Source organism: Pseudomonas sp. PK-RTE-24 (assembly GCF_054052265.1).
This window is the reverse complement of record NZ_CM133224.1, coordinates 2,426,832-2,449,232: the sequence shown is the minus strand read 5'-3', so window position 1 is coordinate 2,449,232 and position 22,401 is coordinate 2,426,832. Positions and strand designations below refer to the sequence as shown.

The following is a 22,401-nucleotide window of genomic DNA, read 5'->3' as shown; positions in this document are numbered from 1 at the left end:
AGGATAGCCATGAAGTTTCTCTGCGCCGGCAGTGATCTGGCCGAAGCCGGCAGTCGCGGTTTCGAAATTGAAGGCAAAAAGCTTTTCGCCGTGCGTCGTGGCGGGCAGGTCTATGTCTACTTCAATCGCTGCCCGCATCGCGGCGTCGGGCTGGAATGGCAGCCCGACCAGTTTCTCGACCCCAGCAACAGTCTGATCCAGTGCGCCACCCATGGCGCACTGTTTCTGATCGAGAACGGCGAATGCGTCGCCGGCCCCTGCGCCGGGCAGTCACTCACGGCAATTGAATGCCGGGAAGATACACGAGGCGTGTGGGTCGACGTTTAACCGTTGAGCCGCACATCGAGTCGGCGGTCGATGACCATCTCTTCATGGTCCAGGCGCACGCCGTACGCCAACACCTCGACACCGCACGCGACCGCTTCACGCAGCGCCTCGGCGTAAGCCCAATCGATTTCCTCGGCCGGGCGCACGGCATCGATGCCGGAGAGGTTCACGCAGTACAACTGCACCGCCCGAATGCCGTCGCGCGCCAGATGCGCCAGCTCGCGCAGATGTTTGGCGCCGCGCTGGGTCACCGCATCGGGAAACGCCGCCACCGCCGTGCCGTCGAAGCCGAGGGTGACGCTTTTGACTTCGACATACGCCGGTCCGCTGGGGTATTCGAGGCGGAAGTCGATGCGGCTTTTTTCCTGTCCGTAGGCAACCTCACGCTTCAACGCGGTATAGCCGTTCAACTCGGTAATCACGCCAGCCTGCAAGGCTTCTTCAACCAGCCCATTCGCCCGCCCGGTGTTGACACAAAACAGCCGGCCCTGCGGTGTTTCGCCAATCTCCCAAGTGCCGGGCAACTTGCGTTTAGGGTCGTTGGAGCGGCTGAACCAGACCTGCCCGCCCTCGACCTGGCAATTGAGCATCGAACCGGTGTTCGGGCAGTGAATGGTCAGCAATTCGCCGCTAATGGTCTCGATATCGGCGAGAAAACGCTTGTAACGTCGAATCAGCCGCGCTTCTTCCAGAGCAGGATAAAAGCGCATCAGCCTTGCCAGCTCTTCAAGCCGCGCGCGATGCGCTCCACCGCTTCCTGCAAACGTGCGAGGTTTTGTGTGTAAGCGAAGCGCACGTGATGACCGGCCTGATAACGACCGAAATCCAGTCCCGGCGTAAAGGCGACGTGCTCGGTTTCGAGGAAATGCCGGCAGAACGCGAAGGCATCACCGCCGAAACGGCTGATATCGGCGTACAGATAAAACGCGCCTTCCGGCTCAACCGCGATGTTGAAACCCAGTTCACGCAGCGCCGGCAGGAGAAAATCGCGACGGCGCGCAAACTCGGCGCGGCGCTCTTCGAGAATCGCAATGGTGGCGGGCTCGAAACAGGCCAGCGCAGCGTATTGCGCCATGCTTGGCGCGCTGATGTAGAGGTTCTGCGCAAGCTTTTCCAATTCGCTGACCGCCGCGTCTGGCGCCACCAGCCAGCCCAGGCGCCAACCGGTCATACCGAAATACTTGGAGAAACTGTTAAGGACAAAAGCGCCGTCATCGACTTCCAGCACACTGGCAGCATCAGTGCCGTAGGTCAGGCCGTGGTAGATCTCATCCACCACCAAGTGCCCGTGCCGGGCCTTGATAGCTGTGGATAATCCGCCCAGTTCATCGCGGGTCAGCAGGGTTCCGGTCGGGTTGGCCGGCGAAGCGACGAGGGCGCCGACACTGTCGTGGTCCCAATGCCGCGCCACCAGATCCGGGGTCAGTTGATAACGCACCTCCGGCCCGACCGGCACCAGTTGCGCCGCGCCTTCGACCAGCCGCAAGAAATGCCGATTGCACGGGTAGCCGGGGTCGGCGAGCAGCCAGTGTTTACCCGGATCGACCAACAGGGCACTGGCCAGCAACAACGCGCCGGAGCCGCCCGGCGTGATCAGAATCCGCCGTGGGTCGATATTCAGGCCGTAACGCGATTGGTAGAAACCGGCGATCGCCTCGCGCAGTTCGGGAATGCCACGGGCGGCGGTATAACGGGTCTTGCCCGCCGTCAACGCAGCTTGCCCGGCGCGAATGATCGGCTCGGCGGTGGTGAAGTCCGGCTCGCCGATTTCCAGATGGATCACGTCGTGGCCTTCGGCCTGCAATTCATTGGCCCGCGCCAGCAGCGCCATCACATGGAACGGTTCGATCGCACGACTGCGCGCACTGTAGGGGGCCATTGGAATGCCTTCGACGGAAAAAAGAGACGATTCTACCTGTCTGCCGGAACGAGCGAGAACCCGTGAAGGTCACAGCCTCAAGAACGCTGGACTGTAACGATCTGAACGTACGCTCCAGGATTGACTAAAATCAGTGATTGAACAGGTCTCCCTTCCCACAGACACGGCTTGTCAGACATCTGCAAGCGCCACCCGCCGGGGGCTCGACATCCGGGAGTAGCGCAGGCTGATTTGATCTGGTAAGTTCGCCCGCTTGCAGCCGCAGGGCCGGCAGGTGTCGGTGATGGAGCAATCCTGCGCAATGGATTACAAGAGTAGAGGCGGTCCATTTCATGCCCACCCAAGCAAAGCAACAGCAGCAAACGTCGATCAGCGGCTTCGAACCTTACGTTCAGAAGGCGGGTGAAGAGTACATGGGCGCTCCGATGCGCGCGCACTTCACCAAGATCCTGAACAAGTGGAAACTGGACTTGATGCAGGAAGTCGACCGTACGGTTGATCACATGAAAGACGAAGCGGCCAACTTCCCTGACCCGGCCGACCGTGCCAGCCAGGAAGAAGAGTTCTCCCTCGAACTGCGCGCCCGCGACCGCGAGCGCAAGCTGATCAAAAAAATCGACAAGACCCTGCAGTTGATCGAAGACGAAGAGTACGGCTGGTGCGAGTCCTGCGGCATCGAGATTGGCGTCAAGCGCCTCGAAGCCCGTCCGACCGCGGATCTGTGCATCGACTGCAAGACCCTGGCGGAAATCAAGGAAAAGCAGGTCGGCAAGTAATCTCGGCCTGAACGAAAAACGGAGCGTGTGAACGCTCCGTTTTTGTTTCTGTGTTTTGCCCGCGGAACCTGCGTCTGCCTCTGTGGGAGCGAGCCTGCTCGCGAAAGCGTCCTCTCAGATAACTCTTTCATGACTGACACAGCTTTCGCGAGCAGACTCGCTCCCACAGAGGTAACCTGCTCAAATTCTGAATAGCCTTTATCGCCTCCATGACTGCCAAATCCCCCGCCTACATCGGCCGCTTCGCCCCTACCCCCAGTGGCCACCTGCACTTCGGTTCGCTGGTCGCTGCGTTGGCGTCTTACCTCGACGCCCGCTCCGTCGGTGGGCGCTGGCTGGTGCGCATGGAAGATCTCGATCCGCCGCGCGAAGAGCCCGGTGCGCAAGCGGCGATTCTCAAGGCGCTGGAAAGCTACGGTTTCGAATGGGACGGCGAAATGGTCCGCCAGAGCGATCGGCACGCTGCCTACGCCGAAGTGCTCGACAGCCTGTTCAACCATGGCCTTGCCTACGCCTGCACCTGCTCGCGAAAACAACTGGAGCCCTATCACGGGATTTATCCGGGGTTTTGCCGCAATGCCGGCCATGATCAGCACGACGCCGCGATCCGCCTGCGCGTGCCTGAGCTGGAATACCACTTCATCGATCGCGTGCAGGGCGAATACCGTCAGCACCTGGGCCGCGACGTCGGCGACTTCGTCATCCGTCGGCGCGATGGTCTCTACGCTTATCAATTGGCGGTGGTGCTTGATGACGCCTGGCAAGGCATTACCGACATCGTGCGCGGCGCTGACCTGCTCGATTCGACGCCGCGCCAACTGTACCTGCAAGAACTGCTCGGCCTGAAACAGCCGCGCTATCTGCACCTGCCACTGATCACCCAGCCGGACGGCAACAAACTCGGCAAGTCCTATCGTTCACCGCCGCTTGAAGCCGATCAGGCCACGCCGTTGCTGCTGCGGGCCTTGCGCGCGGTGGGGCAGCATCCCGGCACCGAACTGGCTCACGCTTCGCCGCGCGAACTGCTGGCCTGGGGCAGCGCACATTGGGATGCTGCCAAGATCCCGCGCACACTGACCCTGCCCGAAGCGCAACTGCAATGACGACACTTGCAGTCGCGCGCCCATCCGTTACCATCGCCGCACGTTTTCGGGCACGCGCATAAAAAAGAGAGGCCGGGATGTACATCTATCGCTTGGTCCTGCTTTTGGTCGTCGGGATCTACCTGTTCTCCCCCGCCATCATGGATTGGTGGATCGACGCGACGGGCGCCTGGTATCGCCCTTATCTGCTCTGGCTGATCCTGATTGTCGTGACCTTCATCCTGCAGAGCCAAAAAGATGCCGATGAGCTTTAGCCTGACCCAGATGATCCTGATCAGCGCCGCGTACCTGGCGGCGCTGTTCGGCGTTGCCTGGGTCAGCGAACGGGGCATGATCCCGCGCGCGATCATTCGCCACCCGTTGACCTACACCCTGTCGCTGGGGGTTTACGCCAGTGCCTGGGCGTTCTACGGCACGGTGGGCCTGGCCTATCAGTACGGTTACGGCTTTCTGTCCAGTTATCTCGGCGTGTCCGGTGCATTCCTGCTGGCGCCGGTGCTGCTTTATCCGATCCTGAAGATCACCCGCACCTATCAACTGTCGTCGCTGGCCGATCTGTTTGCCTTCCGCTTTCGCAGCACCTGGGCCGGCGCGCTGACCACGATTTTCATGCTGATTGGCGTCTTGCCATTGCTTGCCCTGCAGATTCAGGCAGTGGCCGACTCGATCGGCATCCTCACCGGCGAACGCGTGCAGAGCCGCGTGGCGCTGGCGTTCTGTGCGCTGATCATTCTGTTCACAATCTTCTTCGGTTCCCGGCATATCGCCACGCGCGAGAAACATGAAGGGCTGGTGTTCGCGATTGCCTTTGAGTCGATCATCAAACTGATCGCCCTCGGCGGCGTTGGCCTGTATGCGCTGTATGGCGTATTCGACGGCCCGCAACAGCTCGAACTGTGGCTGCTGCAAAACCAGACGGCCCTCGCCGCCCTGCACACGCCGTTGCAGGAAGGCCCGTGGCGCACGCTGCTGCTGGTGTTCTTCGCCTCGGCGATCGTGATGCCGCACATGTATCACATGACCTTTACGGAAAACCTCAACCCGCGCTCGCTGGTCAGCGCCAGTTGGGGCCTGCCGTTGTTTCTGCTGTTGATGAGTCTTGCCGTACCGCTGATTCTCTGGGCAGGCCTGAAACTCGGCGCCACCACCGACCCGGAATATTTCACCCTCGGCATCGGCATTGCCGCCAACAGCAAACCGCTGGCCTTGCTCGCCTACGTCGGTGGCCTGTCCGCCGCCAGTGGCCTGATCATCGTCACCACCCTGGCCTTGTCGGGCATGGCGCTGAACCATCTGGTGCTGCCGCTTTATCAACCGCCGGCCGAAGGCAATATCTACCGCTGGCTGAAATGGACCCGCCGGGCGCTGATCGTGGCGATCATCATGGCCGGCTTCGGCTTCTACCTGATGCTCGGCGTCGAACAGGATCTGGCCAACCTCGGCATCGTCGCGTTCGTTGCGACTCTGCAATTTCTGCCCGGGGTGTTGTCGGTGTTGTACTGGCCCACCGCCAACCGCCGCGGCTTCATTGCCGGTCTGCTGGCTGGGATCACGGTCTGGGTGGTGACCATGCTGCTGCCGCTGGTCGGCAATCTGCAGGGCTTCTATATCCCGCTGCTGAACATGATCTACGTGCTCGACGACACCAGTTGGCACATGGCGGCCATCGCCTCGCTGGCCGCCAACGTGCTGATGTTCACTTTGATCTCGCTGTTCACCAACGCCAGCCCGGAAGAAGCCAGCGCCGCCGAAGCCTGTGCAGTGGACAACGTGCGGCGCCCGCAACGCCGCGAACTGCACGCCGCCTCGCCGCAGGAATTCGCCACGCAGCTGGCCAAGCCGCTGGGTGCCAAGGCTGCGCAGAAAGAAGTCGAGCAAGCGCTGCGCGACTTGTATCTACCCTTCGATGAACGCCGGCCGTATGCCTTGCGCCGGTTGCGCGACCGCATCGAGGCCAACCTGTCCGGCCTGATGGGCCCGAGCGTTGCGCAGGATATGGTGGAAACCTTCCTGCCCTATAAGGCTGGCGGCGAAAACTACGTCACCGAAGACATTCACTTCATTGAAAGCCGTCTCGAGGATTACCACTCGCGCCTCACCGGCCTGGCCGCCGAGCTCGATGCCCTGCGCCGCTACCACCGCCAGACCTTGCAGGAACTGCCGATGGGCGTCTGCTCGCTGGCCAAGGATCAGGAGATCCTGATGTGGAACAAGGCGATGGAAGAGCTGACCGGCATCGCCGCACAGCGAGTGGTCGGTTCGCGCCTGAGCACGATCGCCAACCCGTGGAAAGAATTGCTGCAAGGCTTCATCAACCTGCCCGACGAGCATTTGCACAAACAGCATCTGGCCCTCGATGGTCAGACCCGCTGGCTGAATCTGCACAAAGCGGCAATCGACGAGCCGTTGGCCCCGGGTAACAGTGGCCTGGTGTTACTGGTCGAGGATCTGACCGAAACGCAGATGCTCGAAGATAAACTGGTGCATTCCGAACGGCTGGCCAGCATCGGTCGACTCGCAGCGGGTGTGGCCCACGAAATCGGTAATCCGATCACCGGCATCGCCTGCCTGGCGCAGAACCTGCGCGAAGAGCGTGAAGATGACGGCGAGCTGACGGAAATCAGCGGGCAGATTCTCGAGCAGACCAAACGCGTCTCGCGCATCGTCCAGTCGCTGATGAGCTTCGCCCATGCCGGCAGCCATCAGCACAACGACGAACCAGTGTGTCTGGCCGAAGTCGCGCAGGACGCCATTGGCCTGCTGGCGCTGAACCGGCGCAATTTCGAAGTGCAGTTCTACAACCTGTGCGATCCCGATCATTGGGTCGAAGGCGACCCGCAACGGCTCGCCCAGGTGCTGATCAATCTGCTCTCCAACGCCCGCGACGCCTCGCCGCCGCACAGTGCGGTACGGGTCAAGAGCGAAGCCGGCGAACACACGGTCGATCTGATCGTCGAAGACGAAGGCAGCGGTATTCCGTCGAGCATCATGGACCGATTGTTCGAACCTTTCTTCACCACCAAGGATCCGGGTGAAGGCACCGGTCTGGGCCTTGCACTGGTCTATTCCATCGTTGAAGAGCATTATGGACAAATCACCATCGACAGCCCGGCTGATGTACAAAGCCAACGCGGCACCCGTATCCGGGTGACCTTACCGCGTCATGTCGAAGCGACGTCCGCTGTGAACTGAGACCGTCGAGAGTATCGAATCAATGCCGCACATTTTGATCGTCGAAGACGAAACCATTATCCGCTCCGCCTTGCGCCGCCTGCTGGAACGCAACCAGTACCAGGTCAGCGAAGCCGGATCAGTGCAGGAAGCACAAGAACGCTTCACCATTCCTACGTTCGATCTGATCGTCAGCGACCTGCGCCTGCCGGGCGCTCCGGGCACCGAGCTGATCAAGCTCGGGCAAGGCACACCGGTGCTGATCATGACCAGTTACGCCAGCCTGCGCTCGGCGGTCGACTCGATGAAAATGGGCGCGGTCGATTACATCGCCAAGCCGTTCGACCACGATGAAATGCTCCAGGCGGTTGCGCGGATCCTGCGTGATCGTCAGTCGGCGCCAGCTGCCGGCGAAACCACGGCGAGCAAGCCTGCCGCCGGCAATGGCAAAGCCGCTGTGGATAACAGCAATGGCGAAATCGGCATCATCGGCTCCTGCCCGCCGATGCAGGACCTGTACAGCAAGATCCGCAAAGTCGCGCCAACCGATTCCAACGTATTGATTCAGGGTGAGTCCGGCACCGGTAAAGAACTGGTGGCCCGCGCCCTGCACAATCTGTCGAAACGCGCCAAGGCGCCGATGATTTCGGTGAACTGCGCGGCGATTCCGGAAAGCCTCATCGAGTCCGAACTGTTCGGCCACGAGAAAGGCGCGTTCACCGGGGCCAGCGCCGGTCGCGCCGGTCTGGTCGAAGCGGCGGACGGCGGCACCCTGTTTCTCGATGAGATCGGCGAACTGCCCCTCGAAGCCCAGGCTCGCTTGCTGCGGGTTCTGCAGGAGGGCGAGATCCGCCGCGTAGGTTCGGTACAGTCGCAGAAAGTCGATGTGCGCCTGATCGCTGCAACGCACCGCGATCTGAAGAGCCTGGCGAAAATCGGCCAGTTCCGTGAAGACCTTTATTACCGTCTGCACGTGATTGCCCTGAAGCTGCCGCCGCTGCGCGAGCGTGGCGCCGACGTCAACGAAATCGCCAATGCCTTCCTCGCTCGCCAGAGCGCGCGGATCAATCGCACCGACCTGAAATTCGCTGCCGACGCTGAACAGGCGATCCGGCACTATTCGTGGCCCGGTAACGTGCGTGAGCTGGAAAACGCGGTTGAGCGCGCGGTGATTCTCAGCGAAAGCCCGGAGATTTCGGCCGACCTGCTGGGCATCGACATCGAGCTGAGCGATCTGGAAGACGACGAGTTCATCGGTCTGCCGCCGCAAACCGGCGGTAACGCCAGCAACAGCAGCCATGAGCCGACCGAGGATCTGTCGCTGGAAGACTATTTCCAGCACTTCGTCCTCGAGCATCAGGACCACATGACCGAGACCGAACTGGCACGCAAACTGGGCGTCAGCCGCAAATGCCTGTGGGAACGCCGCCAGCGTCTGGGCATTCCACGGCGCAAGACCGGGGTCGCCAGCGAAAGCTGAGCGTTACCCACCGCGTGCGCGGGTAACGCATGACAATGTGAAAAAACTGTTACCGCAGTCGATTCACGTAACAGAAGCCGGGGTTATCGGTAACGAAACCCCGGCTTTTTTTCGCCCCTGCAAAACGGTTATATCGACCTAACCCCTTGTTTTACTGGGCTTGGCAAAAGTTGGCACGCACCCTGCTATATGTTTGGTACAAGAACAATAACAAGCAATGCACAAGACAATAAAAATAAGACGAATCGACTCACGCACAATAAAAACAAGACGGCGAGAGGCGCAGCTAACTGATTCTTTTGGAGAGGCGTTGTATTTGGGGCTTGCCCCACGACCAGGCCGAGAACAACAAAAACTGTCCTAAGACAGAGCCTGTACTGGTTGGATCGACAGATCACTGCAATTCAGCGACCAAAGCAATCCGTTTGCTCTTGGCTCCCGATTGGGAGGGTCACGAAGGAAACGCTTCGTGGCGAGGGCACTCAACAAAAACAAGAAGCCCGAATCAATAATAAAAAGAGCACGCAACTACTTCTTGGGGAGCTTCGGCTCCCCTTGTAGTTTCTCTCCCCGCTGAAATCCCCCTGTTTCCCTCGTTCGACCCTTGCAGCTTGCGGCTTGCAGCTCATATCTGCTGCGTCCTACACCATCCCCCGACTAAATGCTAGAATCTGCGCCCATCATGCGGTCATTCTTTTGGTATGGCCGAACATTCCTTCAAACAGTGCATCCCATGCTGAAGAAGCTGTTCCAGTCATTCCGAACTCCCGTGCGTCGTACGCAACACATCCGCAGCACCCCTGAAGTGCTCAACAGCGGCCAACATTCGCTGCAGAAAACGCAGTTCAGCCGCTATGCGGTGAATATCGTCGAACGCCTGCAAGGTGCCGGTTACCAGGCTTATCTGGTCGGTGGTTGCGTGCGTGACATGCTGTTGGGCATCACGCCCAAGGATTTCGACGTCGCCACCAGCGCCACCCCCGAGCAGGTCCGTGCCGAATTCCGCAATGCGCGGATCATCGGTCGCCGGTTCAAACTGGTGCACATCCATTTCGGTCGCGAAATCATTGAAGTCGCGACCTTCCGCGCCAATCACCCGATCAACGAAGACGAGGAAGACAGCAACCAGTCTTCGCGCAACGAGAGCGGGCGGATTCTGCGCGACAACGTCTACGGCACCCTGGAAGAAGACGCGCAACGCCGCGACTTCACCATCAATGCTCTGTATTACGATCCGGTCAGCGAGCGCATTCTCGATTACGCCAATGGCGTGCACGACATTCGCAATCACCTGATCCGTCTGATCGGCGACCCGAAGCAGCGTTACCAGGAAGACCCGGTGCGCATGCTGCGGGCCGTGCGTTTCGCCGCCAAGCTCAACTTCGGCATCGAGAAGCACACCGTGCAGCCGATCCGTGAGCTGGCGCCGATGCTGCGCGAGATTCCTTCGGCGCGGCTGTTCGAAGAAGTGCTCAAGTTGTTCCTCTCCGGGCACGGCGCGATCACCTTTGAAATGTTGGTTGATCTGCAACTGTTCGCCCCGCTGTTCCCGGCCAGTGCCGAGGCGCTGGAATACAACCCGGAATACACCCACACGCTGATCAGCGAAGCGCTGACCAACACCGACCTGCGCATCAAGCAGAACAAACCGGTGACCCCGGCGTTCCTCTTTGCCGCCCTGCTCTGGCCTGCGCTGCCGGCGCGAGTGTTGCGTCTGCAGGAACGTGGCATGCCGCCGATTCCGGCGATGCAGGAAGCCGCTCACGAGCTGATCGCCGAACAGTGCCAGCGCATCGCGATTCCGAAGCGCTTCACCATGCCGATCCGCGAAATCTGGGACATGCAGGAACGCCTGCCACGGCGCAGTGGCAAACGCGCCGATCTGTTGCTGGACAACCCGCGTTTCCGCGCCGGTTACGATTTCCTCCTGCTGCGTGAAAGCGCCGGTGAGGAGACCGATGGCCTCGGCGAATGGTGGACCGATTATCAGGACGCCAACGACAGCGAGCGTCGCGACATGATCCGCGACCTCAGCGGCAAGGGTGACGATGCCAGCGGCGCGCCACGCAAACGTCGCCGCAGCGGCGGTTCCAAGCGCAAGCGCGCCGGCGCTTCGAGCGCGACGGGCGAGTAAGCGATGGAACGCATCTACATTGGTCTGGGCAGCAACCTCGCTGACCCGGCCGACCAGTTGCGCAGCGCCATCGCGGCGCTGGGGCAATTGCCGCAGACGAGTCTTGCCGGCGTTTCAGCCTTTTATCAAAGCGATTCACTGTTGCCGGGCCAGCCGCGCTACACCAACGCTGTCGCCGCCCTCGACAGCTCGCTCGCACCGATCGAGTTGCTCGACGCCTTGCAGGCGATCGAAAACGCTCAGGGCCGCGAACGTCTGGAACGCTGGGGACCACGCACGCTGGATCTGGATATTCTGCTGTTCGGCGATCGCCTGATCGACGAGCCACGGCTGAAAGTCCCGCATTACCAGATTCAGGAGCGGGCGTTCGTTCTCTATCCCCTCGCTGAACTGGCACCGCAGGATCTGCGTCTTGCCGACGGCCGCACGCTGACAGACCTCCTGGCCGCCTGCCCGTTTGTCGGCCTCGAACGCATCTCCCAGCCCTGACAAAAATCTTCTGTGAAATGTGGTTATGTGGCGAGGGGATTTATCCCCGTTGGACTGCGAAGCAGGCCCAAATCTGACCAAGCCGTATACAAAAATGGGGCCGCTCCGCGACCCAACGGGGATAAATCCCCTCGCCACAGGTCACCTGCCAATCTCCAGTTTTTGTCAGACAAAAATCCCCCGAATCAGGCCCGCCGCGCCGCTGAATCGCATCAGTAACGCCGGTAACACCGCCCGCGTAACAAGGCGGTAACACACGCAATTGACTTCCTGTTGGCTCATCACGACTATAGGCGTCCCGCTGCCGCCAACCCGGCATGAACGGGCGCAATCCAGGCCTTTCAAAGCACGACACAAGACCGTGCGCCTGAGTAGATGAAGAATCACGCGCGTGACTCGCAGCAGTTTCCAGAGCGCCTGAACGAGGATTTTTTACATGCCAGCCATCACCCTGACCACGCTCCAGAGCCTCAAGCAGAAAGGTGAAAAAATCACCATGCTGACCTGCTATGACGCGACCTTCGCCCATGCCTGCAATGAGGCCGGTGTCGAAGTGCTGCTGGTCGGCGACTCCCTGGGCATGGTCCTGCAGGGGCACGACAGCACCCTGCCAGTGACCACGGCGGAAATGGCCTATCACGTCGCCAGCGTCAAGCGTGGCAATGGCGATGCCCTGATCCTCGCCGACCTGCCGTTCATGGCCAACGCCACCCTCGAACAGACCATGAACAACAGCGCCATGCTGATGCAGGCCGGCGCGCACATGGTCAAGGTTGAAGGTCAGCTATGGCTGGCGGAGTCGATACGCCTGCTCGCCGAGCGCGGTGTGCCGGTGTGTGCGCACATGGGCCTGACCCCGCAAGCGGTGAACATCCTTGGTGGCTATAAGGTGCAGGGCCGCAATGAGAACCAGGCGCGGCAGATGCGTGCCGATGCGATCGCGCTGGAGCAGGCCGGTGCGGCCATGCTGTTGCTCGAGTGCGTGCCGAGCGAACTGGCGGCAGAAATCAGCCAGGCCGTGGGCATTCCGGTGATCGGTATCGGTGCCGGCAACGCCACCGACGGCCAGGTACTGGTATTGCACGACATGCTCGGCCTGTCGATCACCGGCCGCGTCCCCAAATTCGTCAAGAACTTCATGCAAGGTCAGGACAGCATCCAGGCCGCGCTGAAGGCTTACGTCAGTGAAGTCAAAGCCACCACGTTTCCCGGCATCGAACACGGATTCTCTGCATGAACACCGTCAAAACCGTACGCGAACTGCGTGCCGCCGTCGCTCGCGCGCGCAGTGAAGGCAAGCGCATCGGCTTCGTGCCGACCATGGGCAACCTGCACAGCGGCCACGTCGCATTGATCACCAAGGCTACGCAGCGAGTCGATTTCGTCGTCGCGAGTATTTTCGTCAACCCGCTGCAGTTCGGCGCCGGCGAAGACCTCGACAAATACCCGCGCACTCTCGCCGCCGATCAGGAAAAGCTCCTCGAAGCCGGTTGCGACCTGTTGTTCGCGCCGACGGTTGAAGAGATGTACCCGGACGGCATGGCCGGCCAAACCAGGGTCAGCGTGCCGCAATTGTCCGAAGGCCTGTGTGGTGCCAGCCGTCCGGGGCACTTCGAAGGTGTGGCGACCGTAGTCAGCAAGCTGTTCAACATGGTCCAACCGGACCTGGCGATCTTCGGCCAGAAGGATTACCAGCAACTGGCGGTGATCCGCGCACTGGTGCATGACCTGAACATGCCGATCCAGATCATCGGCGAGCCAACCGTGCGTGCAGCGGACGGTCTGGCGCTGTCGTCGCGCAACGGCTTCCTCAATGAAGATCAGCGCGCCGTGGCGCCGGTGGTGTATCGCGTGCTGAGCAGCATTGCGGAAGCGATCAAGCAAGGTGAGCGTGATTACCCGGCGCTGATCGCTGCGCAGTTGCAGGTGCTGGAAGCGGCGGGGCTGCGTCCGGACTATCTGGAGATCCGTCATGGCCTGACCTTGCGTCCGGCGACGGCGGAAGACCGCGATCTGGTGATTCTGGCGGCGGCGTTCCTCGGCACCACGCGGTTGATCGACAACCTGCACCTGAATCTCGATAGCCCGATTTAAGCAGCAACGAATTTCCCTGTGGGAGCGAGCCTGCTCGCGAAAGCGGTGTATCAGCGACTTATAAATTGCCTGACACTCCGCCTTCGCGAGCAGGCTCGCTCCCACATGTGTTTTAGGTGCATGCCGGTTGGGCGAAAGTCTTCCGGGCACCTCCGTTTGTCGGCCAGATTCCTCTGCGGATGTTAAAAAAGTACAGGGATCTGGTCAGACAAAGTCAAGACAGAACGCAGCGCGAGGTTTACTGTATTCGCCCTGTGTCCAGATCTCGTGTCGACGCAGTTGATCCCATGCGCTAAAACCCGTGGTTGATCTGTACCGTGTTCAAAAGGCCGTTCAAGTAAAAAGGAAAACCGCAGCGATGGCGTACTACCGCACTCCTCACGACGTTACCGCTCTGCCCGCCTGGCAAGCGTTGAAAGATCACCGCCAAGCCATGCAGGATTTCAGCATGCGCGAAGCCTTCAACGCCGATCCGCAGCGTTTCAATCAGTTCACCCTCAGTAGCTGCGGTCTGTTTCTCGACTATTCGAAGAATTTGATCAACGCCGAGACCCGCAACCTGCTCGTGGGCCTGGCCAATGAAGTCGATCTGAAGGGCGCGATCAAGGCGCTGTTCGACGGCGAAATCGTCAACGCCTCCGAAGGCCGCCCGGCACTGCACACCGCCCTGCGCCGCCCGGTCGGCGACAAACTGTCGGTCAACGGCGTCAACGTGATGCCGGAAGTGCACAAGGTGCTGAACCAGATCACCGATCTGGTTGGCCGAATTCACGATGGCTTGTGGCGCGGTTACACCGAGAAGCCGATCACCGATGTGGTCAACATTGGCATCGGCGGCTCGTTCCTCGGCCCTGAGCTGGTGTCCGAAGCACTGCTGTCCTACGCGCAGAAAGGCGTACGTTGCCACTATCTGGCGAACATCGACGGCAGCGAGTTCCATGAGCTGACGCAAAAACTGCGCGCCGAGACCACGCTGTTCATCGTTTCGTCGAAGTCGTTCAACACCCTCGAAACGTTGAAAAACGCACAGGCCGCCCGCGCCTGGTACCTGGCGCAGGGCGGTTCCGAAGCCGAGCTGTATCGTCACTTCATCGCTGTGTCGAGCAATAACGCCGCAGCGGTGGCCTTCGGTATCCGCGAAGAAAACATCTTCCCGATGTGGGACTGGGTCGGCGGGCGTTACTCGCTGTGGTCGGCGATCGGCTTGCCGATTGCGCTGGCCATCGGCATGTCCAACTTCAAGGAACTGCTGTCCGGTGCCTACACCATGGACCAGCATTTCCAGACCGCGCCGTTCGAACAGAACATGCCGGTGCTGCTGGCCCTGCTCGGCGTCTGGTACGGCAACTTCTGGGGTGCGCAAAGCCACGCGATCCTGCCGTACGACCACTACCTGCGCAACATCACCAAGCACTTGCAACAGCTGGACATGGAGTCCAACGGCAAGAGCGTGCGTCAGGACGGCACCTCGGTGTCGACCGATACCGGCCCGGTGATCTGGGGCGGCGTCGGCTGCAATGGTCAGCACGCTTATCACCAGCTGCTGCATCAGGGCACCCAACTGATCCCGGCCGACTTCATCGTGCCGATCGTCAGCTTCAACCCGGTTTCCGATCATCACCAATGGCTGTACGCCAACTGCCTGTCGCAGAGCCAGGCGCTGATGCTCGGCAAGACCCTGCCGGAAGCCGAAGCCGAACTGCGCGACAAAGGCATGGGCGAAGACGACGTGCGCAAACTGGCGCCGCACAAGGTGATCCCGGGCAATCGTCCGAGCAACACCTTGGTAGTCGAACGCATCAGCCCGCGTCGCCTCGGCGCCCTGGTTGCGATGTATGAGCACAAAGTGTTCGTGCAAAGCGTGGTCTGGGGCATCAACGCCTTCGACCAGTGGGGTGTGGAACTGGGCAAGGAATTGGGCAAAGGCGTCTACAACCGCTTGGTCGGCAGCGACGAGACCGTGGCTGACGATGCCTCGACTCAAGGCCTGATCAACTACTTCCGTGGGCGTCATCGCGGCTGATAAAAGCCTTCGGGCACAACGCTGTTCCCCTGTGGGAGCGAGCCTTCTCGCGAAAGCGGTTCTTCATTCAACACCTTCGTTGACTGACATTCCGCCTTCGCGAGCAGGCTCGCTCCCACAGTTGTTTTGGCACATGACTTGAACCTGTGCAGCGCTCGGCGCATCTTTATTCGTGTCGCACCACAAGAATAAGGAACCGTCATGTTCGATATCAGCACGTTCCCCAAAGCCGATGCCGTGCGCCAGGCCGCTCAGTTGAGCCAGGACGAGTATCGGCGCCTGTACCGCGAATCGATTGAACACCCCAGTGCCTTCTGGGCCGAGCAGGCCACGCGTTTCCTCGATTGGAGCACGCCGTGGCAGACCGTTCAGCGCTATGACCTGAAAACCGGTGAAGCCGCCTGGTTTGCCGGCGGCAAGCTCAACGTCAGCTACAACTGCATCGACCGTCACCTCAAGCAACGCGGCGAGCAGACCGCCCTGCTCTGGGAAGGCGACGACCCAGCCGAGTCGGCGCAGATCACTTACAACAAACTCCATCACCACGTCTGCCGTCTGGCCAACGTGCTGAAAAGCCGTGGCGTAAAGAAAGGCGACCGGGTGTGCATCTACATGCCGATGATCCCCGAAGCCGCCTACGCCATGCTCGCCTGCGCGCGAATCGGCGCGATTCATTCGGTGGTGTTCGGCGGATTTTCCCCGGATTCCCTGCGTGATCGAATTCTCGACGCCGACTGCCGTACCGTGATCACCGCCGATGAGGGCGTACGTGGCGGCCGCTTCGTGCCACTGAAAAACAACGTCGACAAAGCCCTGCAAAGCTGCCCGAACGTCAGCACCGTGGTGGTCGTCGAGCGCACTCAGGGCCAAGTCGATTGGGTCGAAGGCCGTGACCTTTGGTATCACCAGGCCGTGCGCGAGGTCAGCGATGACTGCCCGCCGGAACCGATGGACGCCGAAGATCCGCTGTTCATCCTCTACACCTCCGGCAGCACCGGCAAACCCAAAGGCGTGCTGCACACTACCGGCGGCTATCTGCTGCAAGCGGCGATGACCTTCAAGTACGTGCTGGATTACCGCGACGGCGAAGTGTTCTGGTGCACCGCCGACGTCGGCTGGGTCACCGGCCACAGTTACATCGTCTACGGGCCGCTGGCCAACGGTGCGACCACACTGATGTTCGAAGGCGTGCCGAGCTACCCGAGCAGTTCGCGCTTCTGGCAGGTCATCGACAAGCACAAGGTCAACATTTTCTACACCGCACCCACCGCCCTGCGCGCGCTGATGCGCGAAGGCGCCGGACCATTGAAGGAAACTTCGCGCGCCAGCCTCAGATTGCTCGGCAGCGTCGGTGAGCCGATCAACCCGGAAGCGTGGGAATGGTATTTCAATGCCGTCGGTGAACAGCGCTGCCCGATCGTCGACACCTGGTGGCAGACCGAAACCGGCGGCATCATGCTCAGCCCGCTGGTCAGCGCCCAACGGATCAAACCCGGCTGCGCGACGCAACCGATGTTCGGCGTGCAACCGGTATTGCTTGACGAAGCCGGCAAGGAAATCAAAGGCGCCGGCAGCGGCGTGCTGGCGATCAAGTCGAGCTGGCCGGCGCAGATTCGCAGCGTCTACGGCGATCCGCAGCGGATGATCGACACCTACTTCAAACCCTACCCCGGCTATTACTTCACTGGCGACGGCGCCCGCCGCGACGAGGACGGCGATTACTGGATCACCGGACGCATCGACGACGTGATCAACGTTTCCGGCCACCGCATCGGCACCGCCGAAGTGGAAAGCGCCCTGGTGCTGCACGACAGCATCGCCGAAGCCGCCGTGGTCGGTTATCCCCACGACGTCAAAGGCCAGGGCATCTACGCATTCGTGACGCCAATGAACGGCACCGAGGCCAACGAAGAGCTGAAGAAAGACCTGCTGGCGCATGTCAGCAAGGAAATCGGCAGCTTCGCCAAACCGGACCTGATCCAGTGGGCGCCGGCATTGCCCAAGACCCGTTCGGGCAAGATCATGCGGCGGATTTTGCGCAAGATTGCCTGCAATGAGCTCGACAGTCTGGGCGATACTTCGACTCTGGCTGATCCAAGTGTGGTGCAGGACCTCGTTGATAAACGGCTCAATACTTGAGAGCTGCAAGTTTCTAGCTACAAGCTGCAAGCTAAAGCGGTCCGCGCAGCTTTTCGCTTTTAGCTTGCAGCTAGAAACTTGCCGCTTGTAGCTCCCCGACTGCTAAGCTTCGCGTTTTTTCAGCAAGGCGCCCGCATGTCTTCCTTGAATCAGGCGCTGCGCGCCGCCCTCGATCAACGCCAGGACCTGCTCGCTGCGCTGCACAGCCAGGGCACCGATTGCTATCGGCTGTTCCACGGCAGCCAGGAAGGCGCCGGCGGCCTGACCATCGACCGCTACGGCCCGCAACTGCTGGTACAGAGTTTTCACCAGACGCTCGAACGTGACGACCTGCTGCAACTGCACGCCATGGTCAACCAGACCCTGGGCTTCGACAGCCTGCTGGTCTACAACGACCGCTCTCGGGGCAATTCGCGGATCGATCGCGAGGACAGTGTCTATAAAGCCGATGACGCTGCACTGGCCGATATGGTCGGGCATGAATGGGGCCTGAACTACCGCGTGCGCGGGCGTCATGCCGGGCAGGATCCGCTGCTGTTCCTCGACCTGCGCAACACCCGTGGCTGGGTCAAGGATCATGCGCAAGGCAAAAGCGTGCTCAACCTGTTCGCTTACACCTGTGGCGTTGGTCTCAGTGCTGCGGCAGGCGGTGCGCGCGAGGTGTGCAACCTGGACTTTGCCGAAGGCAATCTGGCGGTCGGTCGCGAGAATGGATTGCTCAACCCGCAACTGCCGGAGATGCAATTCATTCAGTCCGATTACTTTCCGGCGATCCGCCAGCTCGCCGGCCTGCCGATCAGCCAGCGGCGCGGGCAGAAGCTGCCGAGCTATCAGCGCCTCGAACAGCGCCAATACGATCTGGTCCTGCTCGACCCGCCGGCGTGGGCCAAAAGTGCGTTCGGCACCGTCGATCTGCTGCGCGATTATCAGAGCCTGCTCAAACCCGCGCTGCTGACCACCGCCGACAATGGCGTACTGATCTGCTGCAACAACCTGGCGAAAGTCAGCATGGACGACTGGCGCGAACAAGTGCTGCGCTGCGCCGAAAAGGCCGGCCGCCCGGTGCGCGAATGGAGCGTGATGACCCCGGGTGCGGACTTCCCCTCGCGGGACCAGCAGCCACCGTTGAAGACACTGATTTTGCAGCTCTAATCCCTCAAGCATGAGCGATTACATTCCCCTGTGGGAGCGAGCCTGCTCGCGAAAGCGCAGTGTCAGTCGACTTGTTTTTCACTGAACCACCGCATTCGCGAGCAGGCTCACTCCTACAATGGGTATCTGTTCCTACAGAAATTTCTGAACAATCCTGTCCCACATCAAGCACTTCGGAACCAGAATCGCGTGCCATACTCCAAGGCACTCCGATTCAGACAGATGAAGCCGCACATGCCCAAAGGATTGATTCGCGCGATTGGCGCACTGCTGACAGCCCTGGCCCTCTACAGCCTGCTGGGGTTTCTGATCCTGCCGGGCATTGCCTTGCGCGTGGCCAACCAGCAACTGGCGAACTACGCGACGGTGCCGGCGCATCTGCAGCGCATCGAACTCAACCCGTTCAGCCTTGAGGTCACCCTGTGGGGTTTGATCATCGGCGAACCGGGCAAGGAGCAGGTCGGCTTCGATCGCCTCTATGCCAACCTGCAAATCGACAGCCTGTGGACCAAAGCGCTGCATCTGTCCGACATCGAACTGGACAAACCCAAAAGCGAAATCCTCTTCGCCAAGGACGGCAAGCTCAACCTGCTGGGCCTGTTCAACGTGCCGCCGAGCGAGCCGACACCCGCCGATCCCGACGCCAAGCCATTCCCGCTGCGTATCGACAACATCAAACTGGCCGGCGGCGTGGTGCATTTCGAGGATATGCGGCCCAGCGAGCCGATCGAATTTCTTTACGACGACCTCAGTTTCGAGCTGAAAAACCTCAGCACTTTGCCCGAAGACAGCGCCGACATGACCCTCGTCGCCATCGGCCCCGCTGGCGGGAGGATCGACTGGACCGGCAATTTCAGCCTGATCCCGTTCACCTCCGAAGGCACCCTGAAAGTCACCGATGGCCAGATGAAATCCTTCTGGCCCTACGTGCGCGACGCCGTGCCGCTAGTGCTGGAAAACGGCGTGGTCAGCCTCAGCACCGAGTACAAACTCAACCTGTCGAAACAGACCGAACTGCTGCTGAACAACGTCGCGGTGAGCATTGCGCCGTTCGCCATCAAGGCTCCGGACGGACGTCCGCTGGCCAGGCTCGAACGCCTCGACGTCAGCGAAACCTCGCTGGACCTGGCCAAGCAGCAAGTGGTGGTCGGCAAGATCCGCAGCAACAAACTGGAAACCTGGGCGGCGCTGGAAGCCGACGGCCAGTTGGATTGGCAGAAGCTGTTCGCCAGCCAACCGTCGAAACCGGCTGCCAAAGCCGCTGCCGAACCGGCGGATACACCGGCCGCCGCCGACTCGCCGAAACCTGAGCCAAGCGCGCCGAGCAAGCCATGGCAGGTGCTGGTCAAGGATGTGCAACTGCGCAACTACACGGTCCATCTCGCCGACCGCTCGGCGCAACCGGCAGTAGCGCTGGACATCACCCCGCTGAACGTCGATCTGCAGGATTTCGACAGCCTCAACGGCTCGCCTTTCAAGCTCAAGCTCGACAGCGGCCTGGGCAAGCAAGGCAAGATCAGCGCCGACGGCACGGTCAATCTGGCCCCGGTCAACGCGCAGCTCAACGTGAAAACCCAGGACGTCGACCTGCGTGTCGCGCAGTCCTATATCAACCCGTTCATTCGCCTGGAACTGCGCAGCGGCATGCTCGGCAGTGACCTCAAGGTCAACCTGAAAAGCACCGAACCACTGGCCCTCAGCGTCACCGGCCGCGCGCAGATCGATCAACTGCACACCCTCGATACGCTCAAGACCCGCGATTTTCTCAAATGGCAGCAAGTAGTGGTCGACGGCATCAACTATCAGCACGGCGACAGCCTGTCGATCGACAAGGTCAACCTGTTGCAGCCCTATGTACGCTTCATGATCAACGACGATCGCACCACCAACGTCGACGACCTGCTGATCCCGCAACCGGCCGACAGCGGAGCAAAAAGCACCGCAGCCAAACCGGCAGGAAAGGACAAACCGCTGGGTATTCACATCGGCGCGATTGCGATCAACGACGGCTCGGCCAACTTCGCCGACTTCAGCCTGACGCCGAATTTCGCCACCGCCGTGCAGCAGCTCAACGGTCAGATCGGCACCATTGACAGTCGTCAGGCGAAGCCGGCCAGCGTCGATATCAAAGGCAAGGTCGACCGCTATGCGCCGGTCACCATCAAGGGGGCGGTCAATCCGTTCGACCCGATGGCCAGCCTCGACATCGCCACCAGCTTCAAGCGCGTCGAACTGACGACCCTGACGCCCTACTCCGGCAAATTCGCCGGCTACCGCATCCGCAAGGGCCGGCTCAACCTCGATCTGCACTACCTGATCACCAAAGGCCAGCTGAAAGCCGAGAACAAAGTCGTCGTCGAGCAGCTGCAACTGGGCGAGAAGGTCGACAGCCCTGATGCAGTGAGTCTGCCGCTGAAACTGGCGATCGCCCTGCTCAAGGACGTCGACGGCAAGATCTCCATCGAATTGCCGGTGACCGGCGATCTGAATAATCCGCAGTTCAGCGTGATGCCGATCGTCTGGCAGACCCTGCGCAATCTGATCGTCAAAGCGGCCGCCGCACCGTTCAAGATGATCGGCGGGCTGGTCAGTGGCGGCGGCTCCGAAGACCTCGGCACGGTGTCCTTCGCGCCGGGCTCCAGCGATCTGAGCAAAGACGCCGAAGCGGCGCTGGTGAAACTGTCGCAGGCACTCAAGGAACGTCCGGCGCTGCGCCTGGAAATCGAAGGCACGGCCGCGAAGAGCAGCGATGGGCCACTGCTCGCCGAACAACGCCTGGAACGCGAATATCAGTACAACTACTACAAGATGCTCCAGCGCCGTGGCGACAAAGTTCCGGCCCAGGCCTCGCTGCTGCAAGTGCCCGAAAGCGAGAAAGGCGCGTTGCTCGAAGGCATCTACCGCACCCGCCTGAAAACCCAGCCACCGGCAGAATGGAAAGACCTGGGCAAGGAAGAACGCACGGCGAAAATGCGCCAGGGCGTGATCGCGTTCTGGAGTGGCAGCGAGGTGCTGTTGCGCCAGTTGGGCCAGGATCGCGCCAGCACCATCAAGGATTACCTGGTCGACAAGGGCAAGCTCGAGGATGACCGCGTGTATTTCATCGACGCCAACCTCGGCGAGGCCGAAAGCGATGGCCGCGTGGTCACGCAAATGCACCTGGATGCAGAATGACCGCGCGTAACTGGTTGATGGCGCTCGCTCTGACGTGCGCCGCCGGCCATGCGTCGGCTTCGGATACATTGCGCTGCGGCAGCCAATTGATCAGCCTCGGCGACCGCGCTAGCGAGGTGCTGCAAAAATGCGGCGAGCCGGTCAGCCGCGATGTGCTCGGCTACAAGCGCAGTGCCAATCGCCGCGAAGAGTTTCAGGTCGAGGAATGGACCTACGGACCAAACAACGGCATGTACCAGTACCTGCGCTTTGAAGGTAATCGCTTGAGGCAGATCAACAGCAAACGCGGTAACTAAGCCGAACGAAATTCACCCTGTGGGAGCGAGCCTGCTCGCGAATACGGTCTGTCTACTGACGAACTTGTCGGCTGACACTACGCATTCGCGAGCAGGCTCGCTCCCACATTGGTATTGCCCAAAATAGAACAGGCCCCGACACAAGTGCCGGGGCCTGTAATGGT

The 22,401-nt window shown here is 60.8% G+C and carries 17 protein-coding genes; 15 read left to right on the top strand and 2 right to left on the bottom strand.

Features of this window, described 5'->3' with window-relative positions:
• The first annotated feature begins 9 nt into the window (after window positions 1-9).
• Entirely contained in the window at window positions 10-327 is a 318-nt protein-coding gene (locus ACV8MC_RS10980) for a Rieske (2Fe-2S) protein (protein ID WP_056790410.1), read from the top strand.
• Here ACV8MC_RS10980 and sfsA read toward each other — a convergent pair.
• A complete protein-coding gene (gene sfsA / locus ACV8MC_RS10975; RefSeq protein WP_095181822.1) occupies window positions 324-1,037 on the bottom strand; it encodes a DNA/RNA nuclease SfsA in 714 nt (237 codons plus the stop codon). The genes ACV8MC_RS10980 and sfsA overlap by 4 nt on opposite strands.
• The gene (locus tag ACV8MC_RS10970; protein ID WP_056790414.1) at window positions 1,037-2,206 is read right to left on the bottom strand and encodes a pyridoxal phosphate-dependent aminotransferase; all 1,170 of its coding nucleotides are present in this window, start codon (window positions 2,204-2,206) and stop codon (window positions 1,037-1,039) included. The genes sfsA and ACV8MC_RS10970 overlap by 1 nt, the downstream gene beginning before the upstream one ends.
• Window positions 2,207-2,538: 332 nt before the next feature.
• On the opposite strand from ACV8MC_RS10970, the gene dksA reads away from it, so the two are divergent.
• From dksA to ACV8MC_RS10900, 14 genes are all read left to right on the top strand, one after another.
• The gene (dksA, locus tag ACV8MC_RS10965; protein ID WP_041477831.1) at window positions 2,539-2,982 is read left to right on the top strand and encodes an RNA polymerase-binding protein DksA; all 444 of its coding nucleotides are present in this window, start codon (window positions 2,539-2,541) and stop codon (window positions 2,980-2,982) included.
• A 209-nt stretch (window positions 2,983-3,191) separates the two neighbouring features.
• Window positions 3,192-4,085: a tRNA glutamyl-Q(34) synthetase GluQRS gene (gene gluQRS / locus ACV8MC_RS10960; RefSeq protein WP_457265267.1), complete on the top strand. Its 894-nt coding sequence runs from the start codon at window positions 3,192-3,194 to the stop codon at window positions 4,083-4,085.
• Between the two features lie 77 nt (window positions 4,086-4,162).
• The gene (locus ACV8MC_RS10955) at window positions 4,163-4,339 is read left to right on the top strand and encodes a hypothetical protein (RefSeq protein ID WP_003176118.1); all 177 of its coding nucleotides are present in this window, start codon (window positions 4,163-4,165) and stop codon (window positions 4,337-4,339) included.
• Complete coding sequence (locus tag ACV8MC_RS10950) at window positions 4,323-7,277, top strand: sensor histidine kinase (protein WP_024014332.1); 2,955 nt, start codon at window positions 4,323-4,325, stop codon at window positions 7,275-7,277. The genes ACV8MC_RS10955 and ACV8MC_RS10950 overlap by 17 nt, the downstream gene beginning before the upstream one ends.
• 22 nt (window positions 7,278-7,299) lie before the next feature.
• Complete coding sequence (locus ACV8MC_RS10945; protein WP_041477828.1) at window positions 7,300-8,736, top strand: sigma-54-dependent transcriptional regulator; 1,437 nt, start codon at window positions 7,300-7,302, stop codon at window positions 8,734-8,736.
• A gap of 733 nt (window positions 8,737-9,469) precedes the next feature.
• On the top strand, window positions 9,470-10,870 hold the full coding sequence (locus ACV8MC_RS10940; protein WP_056790418.1) for a polynucleotide adenylyltransferase PcnB: 1,401 nt from the start codon (window positions 9,470-9,472) through the stop codon (window positions 10,868-10,870).
• Between the two features lie 3 nt (window positions 10,871-10,873).
• Window positions 10,874-11,359: a 2-amino-4-hydroxy-6-hydroxymethyldihydropteridine diphosphokinase gene (folK, locus tag ACV8MC_RS10935; protein ID WP_310220213.1), complete on the top strand. Its 486-nt coding sequence runs from the start codon at window positions 10,874-10,876 to the stop codon at window positions 11,357-11,359.
• 436 nt (window positions 11,360-11,795) lie between these two features.
• Complete coding sequence (panB, locus tag ACV8MC_RS10930) at window positions 11,796-12,596, top strand: 3-methyl-2-oxobutanoate hydroxymethyltransferase (protein ID WP_041477826.1); 801 nt, start codon at window positions 11,796-11,798, stop codon at window positions 12,594-12,596.
• Window positions 12,593-13,453: a pantoate--beta-alanine ligase gene (gene panC / locus ACV8MC_RS10925; RefSeq protein WP_024014335.1), complete on the top strand. Its 861-nt coding sequence runs from the start codon at window positions 12,593-12,595 to the stop codon at window positions 13,451-13,453. The genes panB and panC overlap by 4 nt, the downstream gene beginning before the upstream one ends.
• Before the next feature lie 358 nt (window positions 13,454-13,811).
• The gene (gene pgi / locus ACV8MC_RS10920) at window positions 13,812-15,476 is read left to right on the top strand and encodes a glucose-6-phosphate isomerase (protein ID WP_016773160.1); all 1,665 of its coding nucleotides are present in this window, start codon (window positions 13,812-13,814) and stop codon (window positions 15,474-15,476) included.
• Window positions 15,477-15,677: 201 nt separating this feature from the next.
• Window positions 15,678-17,615 (top strand): acetate--CoA ligase, encoded by a 1,938-nt coding sequence (acs, locus tag ACV8MC_RS10915; protein ID WP_041477824.1) that lies wholly within the window; start codon window positions 15,678-15,680, stop codon window positions 17,613-17,615.
• Window positions 17,616-17,750: 135 nt separating this feature from the next.
• Complete coding sequence (locus ACV8MC_RS10910; protein ID WP_457265263.1) at window positions 17,751-18,767, top strand: class I SAM-dependent rRNA methyltransferase; 1,017 nt, start codon at window positions 17,751-17,753, stop codon at window positions 18,765-18,767.
• 222 nt (window positions 18,768-18,989) lie between these two features.
• Window positions 18,990-21,941, top strand: a complete 2,952-nt coding sequence (locus ACV8MC_RS10905) for a DUF748 domain-containing protein (RefSeq protein ID WP_457265261.1) — start codon at window positions 18,990-18,992, stop codon at window positions 21,939-21,941.
• A complete protein-coding gene (locus ACV8MC_RS10900; RefSeq protein WP_150742242.1) occupies window positions 21,938-22,237 on the top strand; it encodes a DUF2845 domain-containing protein in 300 nt (99 codons plus the stop codon). Before ACV8MC_RS10905 ends, ACV8MC_RS10900 begins: the two co-directional genes overlap by 4 nt.
• Window positions 22,238-22,401: the final 164 nt, after the last annotated feature.